Source organism: Winogradskyella sp. (genome assembly GCF_965656915.1).
GTDB lineage: Bacteria > Bacteroidota > Bacteroidia > Flavobacteriales > Flavobacteriaceae > Winogradskyella.
Genome location: NZ_CBFHMI010000062.1, coordinates 1 through 13,749 on the forward strand (window position 1 = coordinate 1; position 13,749 = coordinate 13,749).

Genomic DNA, 13,749 nt, shown 5'->3' on the forward strand with positions numbered 1-13,749 from the left:
TTGCGAAAGGAACGTGCAAAACAGATGGCGCAACTCTGAATGAAATATTCTCTACTTTAATATGCTTAAATCATAATTGTACTAAGTGCTTTTTTATGACAAAATGTGGTTCTAATTTTTCTAAACTCCAATGATTACAAAGTTTGCGATATGTAAATGAACCGCCTTTGCATAATTGTTCAACAGGTTTTTTTAAAAAGGCATCCGCAACAACAAATTTACCACCTGGTTTTAATATACGGTAAGCTTCTTTAAGAGTATCATAATTGTGACCGGAATGACAAAAACTTTCTATGGCCACTGCGGAATCAAAAGAATTAGATGAAAACGATGTCTCATTGTAATTTTCTTTAAGGATAATTCCATTTTTTCCTTTTAATAGTTCATTGCCTTGTTGTACCTGAAAATTAGATAACGTAACGCCATATACCATTACGTTTTTATGGTGTTTTAATGCATAACGCAATGTTGCTCCCATGCCACATCCTAAATCTACAAGTCTGTTTTTAAACTTTCCAATGTTAAGCCGTTTTATGACCTGTTTGTTCATTTCATTGAGCATAGAATCGCGTTTTAAGGGATTCGTTTTACAAGGAATAAAGTACCCAAAATGCATGTTGTAGTCGTTGCTCCAAAATTTATAATCTTCTGTAGCCTCATTATAGAAATCAACCATTTCTATTTTACTTTGTTCTGATTGGTTTTTGAGGTGAATTGATTGAATTTTCATAATTGACATTATTTAGTTATTAAGAACATTGTAAATAAGAAGCCAAGTGTATATCACGGCAAATAGTGTGAATAGGAAATTCATAAAGTAACTACCTATCATAAAAATTATTTTTTGAGGAATCTGATACATAGGATAATAGGCTATTTGAGTTGCAACTTTACCTACCCAATACGCAGCGATGAGCCCTGTTAATGCAATGGCTAAATGGGAACCATTTCTCAAATCATTTGGTATTAGTATTGCAATAAATCCAAATGAGAAATTAAGGCCTTGAATATATCTACCATAGGTTTTGGCAATTTCTTGATTTAATGGTTTGAGTTGTTTTACATCATTATACCAATCAAATACCTGATGTCTTATATAAGGGTAAATGAGTGCAATGAAAATTTGGCCAATTCCACCAAGGATAATTAACCAAATGGGAATTTGAATAGTCATAGTTTTATATTTTTGGAGTAGATATAAGTGACAATCACAAAATAAAATCCTATTACCATTGGTATTATTAATAGTATAGTTTTAAAGTGTACTGCTAAGTAATCGGTTAGTATAGAAGAAATGAGAGCCAAAAGCAGACAAAAGCAGAAAGCCAATAATAACTCATAAATTTTATTGCTTTTGCATTAAACCTGTGAGAATCATTTGTAATCTGAACGGCAGTAATAAATTGAAATATTCCTAAGCCTATTTGACAAAATGCGCTAAGTAATGGAGCGTAAATGTACGCAGCTATAATTGCGAAGTACATGGTGGAATTTAGATAATGTGTGTTCTTTATATTTTGAAGTTATTAAACTTTCAGAAAAAAATGAAAGTATAGTTTAAAAAAATATAAACTCTATTTCAGCAGCTTAAAAACAGATTTTGTCAACCAATTTTGTTTTTGGTTAACGAGTTTATGCATTAGGCTATCTAAATCTTCTGTTAATTCGTGTAATGCTTTAGTCTGTTTTATTAATTCTTGCGTCTGTTTAGTACCATCATCTGTAATGGAAGAGACATCATCTAAAACCTTTATTACAGGTCGTATTTCTCGACGGCTGCGTTCTTTGGCAATAATTCGTGCTAATTCCTGTACATCTTTTTCTGTCGTAAAGTATTCTTTACGCTCGCCAGACACCAATACTTTTGTTACAATTCCCCAATCCATAAGTTGTCTTAAATTCATACTCGTATTACCACGCGAAATTTTAAGCTCCTTCATAATATCTTCCATGGATAACGGTTTAATGGAAATAAAAAGCAAAGCTTGTATTTGAGCCATAGCCTTATTAATGCCCCAAAGCGTGCCTAAACTTCCCCAAGTACTAATAAACTTATTCTTTGCTTCACTGTAATTCATAGTACAAAGATAACATTATTTTTAAACTTTCAATAATTAATGAAAGTTTATTTAAAGTATTTTTTATATTTTAGTTATCCAAATCATACTAATATGAAAACAAAACTACTTTATTTAGTACTACTAATATTCGGAATTGGCCAGGCTCAAATTGAGTTAATGCCTAATCCATGCGATATAAATTCTGGGACCCTAACACTTAAATATGGTGAATTAGGTGACTATTCTATTTTCGACCCTTTAAGTGACCCAAACTTGTATTTATATACTGGTTTACAAACAGATGCAGACCCGTTAACTTGGGATTATCATGATGATTTTGCGGACGTTGCAACCTTAATTCCATTAACATTTGATTCTAACTTAGGGTATTATGTAGCAACATTTAACCCGGCTATAAGAACTTATCTAGAAGAACCTAATTTAAATACAACTACCATACCAGTTGGAACAACTGTAAATTATTGGTATTTTTTAATTACTAACTCAGATCAATCTAGGCAGTCCGCTGATTTAAAGGGTAGTGATTATGGTTTCGGTGCTTCTACATTGTCAGTGAGTAGACGAGATATTCCAAAAGATATAATAGTAGGCAATGGAACGATAACTATTAATAATCCGGCACAATATCATATTACTATTTATGATGTGTTAGGAAAAAAAGTGAGTGAAACAAGATTAAATGTAAATACACAATTAACTCACGATTTTCAGTTACAAAATGCTGGAATCTATTTGGTTAAAATTAAAGCAGGGAATTCTACCCGAACGGTGAAAATGTTGAAATATTAGATTATTTTACATTATTTGGTAATAGTTTATTTATGGTTCAGTTTTTGATGCAATTAATGTTTCAATACTAAATTGCCATTATGAATTCCATGAGATTGCTATTTTTTGTTCTTTTTGTAACTACTTCAATTTTTTCTCAATCAAATGATAATAAGGACGACTTTAGAAATCGAGGTTACTTCAATATATCCAGAATTGGTTTGATTTCGATAAATAAAGCAGAACTTGAAACGTTTTCGCCACAGAATGGAGTTGTTAATACTGATATTTCAACCAATAATACCAATGCATTTAGTTTACAAACGATAAACGGTTATTTTTTTAGTCCTTATTTTTCTGCTGGTTGAGGAGTTGGCTTAGATGGATATCATAATCCAAATCTTAATACCATGCCAGCTTTTATCGATCTGCGTTTCTACCTCAGTGATGCAAAAAGTAGCTTCTATTTCCTTATCAATTATGGTATGTTAATAAAAATAAAGAATGGAACTAAAAATGGTAATATGGCTAATCTTGGTTTTGGCTATAAAATACCATTGAATGAAAAGCGGTTAATATTAGTAACCGACCTTAGTTACAGTTATAAAGCCATAAGTAATGACGGTTTATCTATTAGAAATTTTGAAAGTTACTTTTTAATGAAAGGGGCTTTTTTAAGTTTAGGATTTATATTATAATACTTATTTGAGCAATCCAGCACGTCTTAATAAAGCTTCTGGTTTTGGCTCTTGCCCTCTGAATTTTTTATATAATTCCATCGGGTTTTCTGTACCACCTTGCGATAAGACATAGGTTTTAAATTTATTTGCAACGGTTTTGTTGAAAATACCTTCTTCTTTAAAATATTCAAAGGCATCTGCATCTAAAACTTCTGCCCATTTGTAACTGTAGTACCCAGAAGAATATCCGCCTTGAAAGATATGTGCAAAGGCAGTACTCATACAATTCTCACCAACTTCAGGATATAATTTTGTTCCTTCAAAAGCTTCAACTTCATGTGCTTTAACGTCTGAAATAGATGTTGGGTCAATACCATGCCAGGACATATCGAGTAAACCGAAACTTAGTTGTCTTAAAGTTTGCATACCTTCATGGAATGTTGCTGAAGCTTTTATTTTTCCGATAAGTTCCATCGGAATCACTTCTCCGGTTTCATAGTGTGTGGCAAATAATTTTAAGGTTTCCTCTTCGTAGCACCAGTTTTCTAAAATCTGACTTGGTAGTTCAACAAAATCCCAATAAACACTTGTGCCTGACAAACTTGGATAGGTTGTATTTGCCAACATACCGTGTAAGGCGTGACCAAATTCATGAAATAAAGTGGTCACCTCATTAAAGGTGAGTAATGAAGGCTTACTTTTTGTTGGTTTTGTAAAATTGCAGACAATGGATACATGTGGTCTCTCATTTTTACCATTTTTAATCATTTGTGGTTTGTAAGAGGTCATCCAGGCTCCGTTGCGTTTTCCAGCTCTTGGAAAGAAATCTGCATAGAAAATGGATACCAAATTATCTTCAGAATCAATAACTTTGTAAGTTAATACATCTTTGTGATACTTATCAATGGTATCGATTTCTTTAAATTGAAGCCCAAAAAGTTTTTTAGCAACAGTAAATGCACCATTAATGACGTTTTCTAGTTTAAAGTAAGGTTTCAATTTTTCATCATCCAAATCAAAGAGCTTTTGCTTTAGTTTTTCTGAGTAATAGGCTGAATCCCATTTTTGCAATTGGTCTATGCCGTCTAATTTCTTTGCGAAACTTTCAAGACTTAGAAATTCTTTTTCTGCTGCTGGTTTGGCCTTTTCTAATAATTCATTTAAGAATGCTTTGACTTTTTTAGGTGTCTCAGCCATGCGTTCTTCAAGTACAAAATGAGCATGAGTGTTATAGCCCAAAAGTTGTGCACGCTCATATCTAAGTCTGGCAATTTTTAGAACGATATCTTGATTATCTAGTTCATCATTATGAAATCCCTTGCTTCCGAATGCTTTAGACAATTTTTTACGCAACTCTCGATTGTCAGCATACGTCATAAATGGTATATAACTCGGATAGTCTAAGGTGATTAACCAGCCTTCTTTTCCTTTTGAATCCGCTAATTGTTTTGCAGCTTCCTTTGCACCATCTGGTAAACCTGATAGGTCAGATTCGTCAGTTAGGTACATTTCATATTTATTGGTTTCTGCTAAAATATGCTCTCCAAATTTGAGTTTAAGTTGACTCAATTCTTTATCAATAGCTCTTAACTTTGATTTTTTTGAATCTGGTAGATTTGCGCCGTTTCTAGAAAAGCTTTTATATTTTTTATCGAGTAGTGTTTCTTGTTCTGTAGATAAAGTTAAATCAGATTTAGAGTCATAAACGCTTTTCACACGTTTAAATAAATCCTCATTTAAGGTAATGTCATTGCTAAAATCTGAAAGTAAAGGTGATACTTCCTGAGCTATTTTTTGAATAGCCTCATTGGTCTCTGCAGAATTTAAATTAAAGAATAAACTTGAGATTCTATCTAATTCTTCTCCAGAATAGTCTAAGGCTTCAATTGTATTTTTAAAAGTTGGTGCTTCGTCATTAGTAACTATGGCATCAATTTCTGCTTTTGCTTTGTTAATTGCCGTTTTAAATGCAGGAAGAAAATCTTCTGTCTTTATTTTTGAAAAAGGCGCAGTATCGTATAATGTATTAAAGCGCTCATTTAGAATTGTGATTTTATATCCGTCCATATTTTCTTACGTATATTTCTGATAATCTGAATTTTAACTGTTTTTTAAGAGGGTTATAATAGATTAGCCGTAGAAGTTTAATTATTTTTGCGACATCTTATTTAGCAAGAACTATTGCAAAATAAGAATTGATTAATAGCTAAAAGCCTCGGCGCAAGTTGAGGCTTTTTAAAGGTTTTTAGCCGAGTCAATAACTTTAGTTTTCAATCCTTCCTTATATACTATAATTTTATCTAAAATGTACTGATCAGAACTTCCTAAAATCTGAGCTGCCAAGATGCCTGCGTTTTTAGCACCATTTAGTGCAACAGTAGCCACGGGTACACCTCCTGGCATTTGTAAAATTGAAAGGACAGAGTCCCATCCGTCTATAGAGTTGCTACTTTTTACAGGTACACCTATAACTGGTAGCGGAGATAATGAGGCTACCATGCCAGGTAAATGGGCTGCACCACCTGCACCAGCTACGATAACTTTTATCCCTCTGTTGTGAGCGTTTTTTCCATAATCGAATAATTTATCTGGAGTTCGGTGTGCTGAAACAATATCAACTTTAACTTCAATGTCAAATCCTTTTAAAATATCTATAGCGTCTTGCATTACTGGCAAATCACTTTTACTTCCCATTATCACACCTACTTTACTCATATTATTCACTAATTACTTCAATTGTACGTTTTACTTTTTCTGCTATTTCTCGCGCCTTGTCTATATCTTTATTTACAATAGTCACATGGCCCATTTTTCTGAATGGTCTGGTTTGCTTTTTACCATAGATATGAGGCGTAACACCATCCATAGCCATAATTTCATTTATATTTCTGTACACAACATTACCTGTGTAATCTTCATGCCCTACAAGATTAACCATTACTCCTGCTACTTTACTTTGAGTATTACCTAAAGGTAAACCAAGTATAGCTCTAATATGTTGTTCAAATTGAGAGGTATAACTTCCTTCGATACTATAATGTCCAGAATTATGTGGTCTTGGTGCTACTTCATTAACTAATATATCATCATCTTCCGTCTGAAACATTTCAACAGCTAGCAATCCGACGTGTTCATAAGCTGCAGCTGTTTTTAGTGCCACAAGTTCAGCCTTTTTTGCAATATCTAAAGGAATCCTCGCAGGACAAATCACGTATTCCACCTGGTTTGCCTCAGGATGAAACTCCATTTCTACAACAGGATATGTTTTTAGGTCACCTTTTTCATTTCTTGCTACGATAACAGCAAGCTCATTTTTAAATGGTATTAACTTTTCGGCAATACATTCAACATTTGGTAGATCTACTAAATCTGTATATCGTTTTACCACTTTCACACCTGTACCATCGTAACCAAAACGTGTGCTTTTCCACACAAAAGGGTAGCTTAGTCCACCATTACCAACAGCTTCATCAATTTCAGACGTATATGCAAACCTTGAGAAATCTGCGGTTGGTATATTATGATCGCGATAAAATAATTTTTGCTGTGCTTTGTTTTGTATAGTTCGCAATGTCTTAGCAGAAGGATACACTTTAATACCTTTTTTTTCTAAGGTCTCTAAAGCATCAACATTAACATTTTCAATTTCTATAGTAAGAAGATCTACGAGTTCACCGAATTTAATAACAGTGTCGTAATCTAGTAAGTCACCCACAATAAATTCATCACAGGCTAATCGAGCTGGTGCTTCAGGACTAGCATCTAACACACAAGTGTAAATATCAAATTTTCGGGTATTATAGAGCATCATTTTGCCCAATTGGCCTCCACCAAGTATTCCAAGTTTAAACTGAGAAGAAAAATAATTCATTGGCTTTTAAGCGTCTCACAAAAATGTGAGTAATTTTACAGATTATTATCTTAATTAAGATACAAAAATACGTTATAAAATCAGAACTTCTCTAAATTGAAATCCAAAAAATCGGTATTCCTCAATCTATTGATTATCTTTGCATTTCTAAAATAAAAAGACAGTGCTTAAGCTTCACGATTTATATTTTAAACCATTTATTTCTGAAGAGCAAATACAAGATGCGGTTCAAAGCATGGTAGATGCTATTTCTACAGATTTGGGAGATGAAATGCCCGTGTTTGTAGGTATTCTAAATGGTTCATTTATGTTGGTTAGTGACTTTGTGAAAAAGTACCCTAAACCATGCGAAGTAACATTTATTAAACTGGCGTCATATGAAGGTGTGAAATCTACAGATGATATCCAACGTTTAATTGGCTTAACACAAGACCTTACTGGGAGAACTGTAGTTATTCTAGAAGATATTATAGATTCTGGTAATACCTTAGAAGAGGTACATAGAATTTTTGAAAATGAAAACGTTAAACAGTTAATCATTGCTACATTATTTTACAAGCCTGAAGCATACGATAAAGATTTTAAACTTCATTATGTTGGTATAGAAATTCCTAATAAGTTCATAGTAGGTTATGGACTAGATTATAATGGTTTAGGAAGAGACTTGCCAAGTGTATATCAATTAAAAACCACACAATACATGACAAACTTAGTGCTATTTGGCCCTCCAGGAGCAGGCAAAGGAACTCAAGCAAACTTCTTAAAAGAGAAATACGATTTAGTTCATATTTCCACAGGCGATGTCTTTAGATATAACATTAAAAATGAAACAGCTTTAGGGATGTTAGCTAAATCTTATATGGATAAAGGCGAATTGGTACCAGATCAGGTAACCATAGACATGCTGAATAAAGAAGTCGAGAAAAACTCCGATGCTAAAGGATTTATTTTTGACGGTTTTCCAAGAACCAATGCACAGGCTAAGGCCTTAGATGAATTAATGGACAGTAAAGATTCTCAAATTAACGCTATGGTTGCGTTAGAAGTAGATGATGAAGTTTTGGTAAAGCGTTTATTAGAACGCGGTAAGACAAGCGGAAGAGCTGATGATGCAGACGAAAGTATTATTAGAAACAGAATAAAAGAATACTACAATAAAACAGCCATTTTAAAAGACTACTACACAGCACAAGACAAATATTATGGTGTTGATGGATTTGGTAGTATAGAGGAAATTACGATACGATTAAGTGCTGTAATTGACAAACTATAAGTCTTACCAAATAGAGTTTAAACTTTATCGCTTAAACTTAAAATTTTAAACTCAAATTATGACTGAAGGAAATTTTGTTGACTATGTAAAAATGCACGTATCTTCCGGTAACGGTGGAAAAGGTTCTGCACATTTGCATCGTGAAAAATATATCCAGAAGGGTGGCCCAGATGGAGGAGATGGTGGTCGTGGAGGTCATGTTATAATAAAAGGAAATTCTAATCTTTGGACCTTAATTCATCTTAAGTTTAAAAGACATATTAAAGCAGGTCACGGTGCACATGGTAGTTCTGGTAGAAGTACAGGTGCAGATGGTGAAGATGCTATAATTGAAGTGCCACTAGGTAGTGTAATAAGAGATACCGAAACCAATGATATTCTGTTTGAGATTACAGAAGATGGTGAAGAAAAGATTGTAGCAGAAGGAGGTATGGGTGGACGTGGCAACTGGCATTTTAAAAGTTCTACAAACCAGACACCCAGATATGCACAGCCTGGTATTCCTTTAGAAGAAAGAGATATCACCATAGAATTAAAAGTATTAGCGGATGTCGGTTTAGTCGGATTCCCAAATGCAGGTAAGTCAACACTACTGTCAGTATTAACGTCAGCTAAACCTAAAATTGCAGATTACGAGTTTACTACGTTAAAACCTAATCTAGGTATAGTGAAGTATCGCGATTTTCAGTCTTTTGTAATGGCAGATATTCCTGGTATCATTGAAGGTGCGGCGGAAGGTAAAGGCTTAGGGTATTACTTTTTGAGACATATTGAGCGAAATTCAATACTACTATTTCTAATTCCTGCGGACGCAAAAGATATCGTCGAGCAATATGAAGTTTTATTAGATGAGTTAAGACGCTATAACCCTGAGATGTTAGATAAAGAACGATTTGTGGTGATCTCAAAATCTGATATGCTAGACGATGAATTAAAATCTGAAATGTCTACTATTTTAGACAAAGATTTAGAATGTAATTATATATTTATTTCATCTGTTGCTCAGCAAGGATTAACAGAGTTAAAAGATAAACTTTGGAAAATGCTTAACGATTAATCTTTCATATATGAAGGAAAAAATTAAAAACATTGTAGAATATAATGACAATAGACTTAATAAAAGCTTTGCCATTTTTATTCAGTTTTTAATTGTTGTTTCTGTTATTACTTTTTCAGTAGAAACGCTTCCAAATTTAAAACCTCAAACAAAAGTAATCCTCAATTCTGTTGAAATCTTTTGTGTTATTGTGTTCTCATTGGAATACATCGCCAGAATATATGTTGCTAATCATAAACCAGGATTTATTTTTAGCTTCTTTGGTCTTATAGATTTGTTTGCTATCCTACCATTTTACTTATCCTTTGGTGTAGACTTAAGATCGCTTAGAGTGCTTAGAATGTTTAGATTATTCAGGCTGCTTAAGTTGGTTCGCTATAATAAAGCGATGCGCCATATTACAAAAGCGATGTTATTGGCAAAAGAACAAATCATCTTATTCATGGGTGTTACCTTGGTGCTCATTTACTTTGCGGCTATTGGAATTTATTATTTTGAGAACGAAGCCCAACCAGATCACTTTTCTTCAATATTTGATAGTCTTTGGTGGTCTATCGTTACATTAACGACAGTTGGCTACGGAGATGTTTATCCTGTAACTGTTGGTGGGCGTATATTTACTTTTATTATCTTGCTAATAGGCTTAGGTATCGTAGCAATTCCTACAGGTATTATTTCGTCTTCGCTAACAAAGGTTGTTGAGCCAAATGATAATGACAAAGCTTAGGTAGTCTTATAAACCATCATAAATTTTGTATATTTAAAATAAAAATGAAGCTTTTAAAATATGCTCTTATTTTAATACTTATCACATCATGTGGGCCAGTTATTCGTTATGATTACGAAAAGGCAACAGATTTTACACAATACAAATCTTACAACTATTTTGATGATATGCAGACGGGCTTAAGCGGACTAGATACCAAGCGTTTAATAAGAGCCATTGATGCCAAACTGCTTACTATGGGATTTGTGCGTACAGAGAATGCCGATTTTTATATTGATATTCAGAGTCAGGATATTATAAACCGAACAAACTCAAATGTTGGTGTAGGAGTAGGTGGAACAGGAAGAAATGTAGGTGGTGGTATATCGGTAGGAGTCCCTCTTGGTAATAATCAGAAAACTCGCGAAATTGTGATTGATTTTGTAGATATCAGTAATGGAGAGAAACTATTTTGGCAAGCAGTAAGTGAGAGTTCATACAGGACGAATGCTTCTCCAAAAAAGCGTGAAGAAGCTTTTGTAATCTTAGTTGAAAAAATATTCGAAGGCTATCCTCCAGGAAATTAAAGATTAATAGGCTTCGTTGCGAAATTGAGAACAATCAAAGCGTTATATGAAAACTGATTATTTGATTAATTTTAAAGGTTTCTATTTTCGCACTAATAATAAATTAACTTTATTATTTCTCTAACACTTTAAACTTAAAGTTTCCTTTTAGGTTTTGTAATTTTGAAATAAAACAAAAAAGAAATGGAAAGTTTAAAAGGAAAAGTTGCGCTTATAACTGGTGGAACAAAGGGAATTGGATATGGTGTGGCTGAGGCATTACTTAATCATGGTTTAAAAGTAGTTATTACTAGCAGAAGCAAAAATGCGGCGGACGCCGCAGCGAAAGAATTAGCATCAAAATCCGATACAAAAGGATCAATAATAGGAGTTCAGGCTGATGTTAGAGAACTCGCTAGTCAAGAAGAAGCCGTAAACCAAGCTCTTAAGACATTTGGTCAATTGGATATTGTAGTTGCTAACGCAGGTCTAGGTCATTTTGGTAGTATAGAGGATTTAACGTCTGAGCAATGGAACCTAGTTATAGACACCAATCTTACAGGTGTCTTTAATTCGATTAAGGCAAGTGTAGATGCACTTAAAATTTCAAAAGGCTATTATATTACAATTTCTAGTTTGGCTGGTGCAAATTTCTTTGCAGGTGGCTCAGCTTATAATGCAAGTAAATTTGGTGTTACCGGATTTACTCAAGCTGTAATGCTAGATTTACGAAAATATGGAATTAAAGTAAGCACCATAATGCCAGGATCGGTTTCTACACACTTCAATGGTAACGAACCTAGTGATAAAGATGATTGGAAAATTCAGATAGAAGATATTGGTGAATTGGTGATTGATCTTTTAAAAATGAAACCGAGAACTTTACCTAGTAAAATTGAGGTTAGACCAACAACGCCGCCAAGCAGTAAGTGAAAGCTTGTGCAAAACAAAAAATCCTCTAGAAAGTTTTAGGAAACTGCTGTGATCTTAAAGAAAAAAGATTTATAGACTATCCAAAAAAATAAGTTAATCTCCTGTTTATCTTAATAATATTGGCTGTTTTAGTTTTATTCAAACTAAAACAATCAAAATAATGAAATCAACGATCTATACTTTTCTTGTAATCACAACCCTAAGTACAACAATTTCTTTCTCGCAATCTGAAATAAAAGCTCCTAGAGGCTATTCTAACGACATTGGTAATATGATTTCTATGTTAGATAATTTAAAACGCCGTGTGGAGCGTCAAGTGGTAAATTTAGACCAGGCAGGTACTGATTTTTTGCTTGATGATAATGCCAATAGCCCGGGCGCAATAATATACCATTTGGCCGCTACCGAAGCTTATTATCAGGTCTACACATTTGAAGGACGAGGCTTTAATGCTGAAGAAAAAGCAAAATGGGAGACTGCATTAAATTTGGGTGAAAAGGTTAGAAAAGAATTTAAAGACAAGCCGATTAGTTATTATATGAATCTTTATGATGAAGTTAGAGCTAAGACCAAAGAATTACTCAAAACTAAAGATGATGCTTGGTTTAAGAAAAAGATTGGTAATATGACTATGCATTGGGCTTGGTTTCATGTTATGGAACACCAAGCCAATCATATGGGCCAATTGGCTCTGATAACAACACGGATTTAAAAAAGAGGCTTCCAAAAAGCCTCTTTTTTTAATCTACATTTATTCTAATCCCTTCACTGTGGCTACTAAATTCTGGTGCATACATGGATTGTATGGTGCTAATCCCATTACTCATATCACCAGCATTATTTACCCTTAAGTCATACTCAAAAACAAATACTCCCTTTGGTAAATAATCTATAAAGAAGTTTGTTGCTGCATCTTTAGTACTTTCATAATAGCCAAAACCATCTTGCCATTTGTATTGGGATAACACATTAATCGGCTCAAAACCTGCTGCACGCATATCTTTAAGATGAATAAATTCCATAGAACGGTCTGTTCTAAGTACAATCCGTACTCGTACTAAATCACCAACAGTTAGTTTTGTTTCTGACGTAATTTCAGTGATTTCTTCACCTTTATCGGTATTGGTCTTTAAGTACAGTTTCTTACTCAATTTTAAAGGAGTTTCTGCTGATGTTATTTTATCTAAATCTTCAAAATATTGCCAATATAAAGCTCCCCAAGCAATTCCATCTCCTGTTTTAGTGATGGTAACTTCTGCTTGTTCTGATTTAATTTCTGATCCTGCCCATGATGTTTTATAGTACCCTGTTCCAGCTTCTACTTTTACATTTTCTAATGTTGAAGGTGAAATAGTTTCATTTCCAATTTTTATATCAACCATTTCAGAAACATCTAGCCAAGCACTGCCTTGCAACAATAAGGCATATACCGCTTCAGTAGTTGCCTTGGTGGTTTTCCATTGGTTTATTTGCTTGTGTTTTAGTAACCAGATTTTAAGGTTATCAATATCATCGAGATTCTTCGCTTCGCTCTGAATGACCTTACCTACTTCGGAAAACGCTTCAATCAAGAGCGCTTGACTCTCGATTGGTGCCTGATACCAGTGCCATGAATTAGTATTTTCCTTCCAATACATACCAAGTTCTTCAGATGTAATGCTATTTTCTTTTAGTGATTTTAAAATCTTACCAGAAGTATTATCATCATTCATTCTGTGCATGGTTAAGGTCATAAGTCCTTTGGCATAAAGTGAACGCTTTAACCAATACTTCTGTATTTGATTTTTATAATAGTCCATTATCTTTTGCACGTC

15 protein-coding genes and 1 pseudogene are annotated in these 13,749 nt (G+C 33.6%); 9 read left to right on the plus strand and 7 right to left on the minus strand.

Going from position 1 to position 13,749, the window contains the following annotated elements; all coding sequences use genetic code 11:
* Positions 1-70 precede the first annotated feature (70 nt).
* The 3 genes from ACTG3Y_RS11710 to ACTG3Y_RS11720 all read right to left on the minus strand — a co-directional run bounded on the left by ACTG3Y_RS11710 (position 71) and on the right by ACTG3Y_RS11720 (position 2,078).
* The gene (locus tag ACTG3Y_RS11710) at positions 71-730 is read right to left on the minus strand and encodes an SAM-dependent methyltransferase (RefSeq protein WP_439153110.1); all 660 of its coding nucleotides are present in this window, start codon (positions 728-730) and stop codon (positions 71-73) included.
* 12 nt (positions 731-742) lie between these two features.
* Positions 743-1,174 (minus strand): hypothetical protein, encoded by a 432-nt coding sequence (locus ACTG3Y_RS11715; RefSeq protein ID WP_439153111.1) that lies wholly within the window; start codon positions 1,172-1,174, stop codon positions 743-745.
* Positions 1,175-1,574: 400 nt separating this feature from the next.
* Positions 1,575-2,078: a GbsR/MarR family transcriptional regulator gene (locus ACTG3Y_RS11720; protein ID WP_439153112.1), complete on the minus strand. Its 504-nt coding sequence runs from the start codon at positions 2,076-2,078 to the stop codon at positions 1,575-1,577.
* A gap of 93 nt (positions 2,079-2,171) precedes the next feature.
* On the opposite strand from ACTG3Y_RS11720, the gene ACTG3Y_RS11725 reads away from it, so the two are divergent.
* The 3 genes from ACTG3Y_RS11725 (at position 2,172) to ACTG3Y_RS11735 (ending at position 3,547) form a co-directional block, all read left to right on the plus strand.
* Positions 2,172-2,870 carry a T9SS type A sorting domain-containing protein gene (locus tag ACTG3Y_RS11725; protein WP_439153113.1) on the plus strand — a complete coding sequence of 233 codons (699 nt, stop codon included), beginning with the start codon at positions 2,172-2,174 and terminating at the stop codon, positions 2,868-2,870.
* An 80-nt stretch (positions 2,871-2,950) separates the two neighbouring features.
* Complete coding sequence (locus ACTG3Y_RS11730) at positions 2,951-3,217, plus strand: hypothetical protein (RefSeq protein WP_439153114.1); 267 nt, start codon at positions 2,951-2,953, stop codon at positions 3,215-3,217.
* 42 nt (positions 3,218-3,259) lie between these two features.
* A complete protein-coding gene (locus ACTG3Y_RS11735; protein ID WP_439153115.1) occupies positions 3,260-3,547 on the plus strand; it encodes a hypothetical protein in 288 nt (95 codons plus the stop codon).
* A gap of 3 nt (positions 3,548-3,550) precedes the next feature.
* Here ACTG3Y_RS11735 and ACTG3Y_RS11740 read toward each other — a convergent pair whose 3' ends face one another.
* The 3 genes from ACTG3Y_RS11740 to ACTG3Y_RS11750 form a co-directional block, all read right to left on the minus strand.
* The gene (locus ACTG3Y_RS11740; RefSeq protein WP_439153116.1) at positions 3,551-5,596 is read right to left on the minus strand and encodes a M3 family metallopeptidase; all 2,046 of its coding nucleotides are present in this window, start codon (positions 5,594-5,596) and stop codon (positions 3,551-3,553) included.
* A 168-nt stretch (positions 5,597-5,764) separates the two neighbouring features.
* Positions 5,765-6,244, minus strand: a complete 480-nt coding sequence (gene purE / locus ACTG3Y_RS11745; RefSeq protein WP_439153117.1) for a 5-(carboxyamino)imidazole ribonucleotide mutase — start codon at positions 6,242-6,244, stop codon at positions 5,765-5,767.
* Between the two features lies 1 nt (position 6,245).
* Positions 6,246-7,400: a 5-(carboxyamino)imidazole ribonucleotide synthase gene (locus tag ACTG3Y_RS11750; RefSeq protein WP_439153118.1), complete on the minus strand. Its 1,155-nt coding sequence runs from the start codon at positions 7,398-7,400 to the stop codon at positions 6,246-6,248.
* A gap of 163 nt (positions 7,401-7,563) precedes the next feature.
* On the opposite strand from ACTG3Y_RS11750, the gene ACTG3Y_RS11755 reads away from it, so the two are divergent.
* The 6 genes from ACTG3Y_RS11755 (at position 7,564) to ACTG3Y_RS11780 (ending at position 12,647) form a co-directional block, all read left to right on the plus strand.
* The gene (locus tag ACTG3Y_RS11755; RefSeq protein ID WP_439153119.1) at positions 7,564-8,673 is read left to right on the plus strand and encodes an adenylate kinase; all 1,110 of its coding nucleotides are present in this window, start codon (positions 7,564-7,566) and stop codon (positions 8,671-8,673) included.
* A 58-nt stretch (positions 8,674-8,731) separates the two neighbouring features.
* Positions 8,732-9,730, plus strand: a complete 999-nt coding sequence (gene obgE, locus ACTG3Y_RS11760) for a GTPase ObgE (protein ID WP_439153120.1) — start codon at positions 8,732-8,734, stop codon at positions 9,728-9,730.
* A gap of 10 nt (positions 9,731-9,740) precedes the next feature.
* Entirely contained in the window at positions 9,741-10,457 is a 717-nt protein-coding gene (locus ACTG3Y_RS11765; RefSeq protein ID WP_439153121.1) for an ion transporter, read from the plus strand.
* A 44-nt stretch (positions 10,458-10,501) separates the two neighbouring features.
* Positions 10,502-11,023 carry a DUF4136 domain-containing protein gene (locus ACTG3Y_RS11770; RefSeq protein WP_439153122.1) on the plus strand — a complete coding sequence of 174 codons (522 nt, stop codon included), beginning with the start codon at positions 10,502-10,504 and terminating at the stop codon, positions 11,021-11,023.
* 183 nt (positions 11,024-11,206) lie between these two features.
* The gene (locus tag ACTG3Y_RS11775; protein WP_439153123.1) at positions 11,207-11,935 is read left to right on the plus strand and encodes an SDR family oxidoreductase; all 729 of its coding nucleotides are present in this window, start codon (positions 11,207-11,209) and stop codon (positions 11,933-11,935) included.
* Between the two features lie 160 nt (positions 11,936-12,095).
* On the plus strand, positions 12,096-12,647 hold the full coding sequence (locus ACTG3Y_RS11780; RefSeq protein WP_439153124.1) for a mycothiol transferase: 552 nt from the start codon (positions 12,096-12,098) through the stop codon (positions 12,645-12,647).
* Between the two features lie 28 nt (positions 12,648-12,675).
* On the opposite strand, the pseudogene ACTG3Y_RS11785 reads toward ACTG3Y_RS11780, so the two are convergent.
* A pseudogene (locus ACTG3Y_RS11785) lies at positions 12,676-13,749 on the minus strand (alpha-2-macroglobulin); the annotation flags it as partial.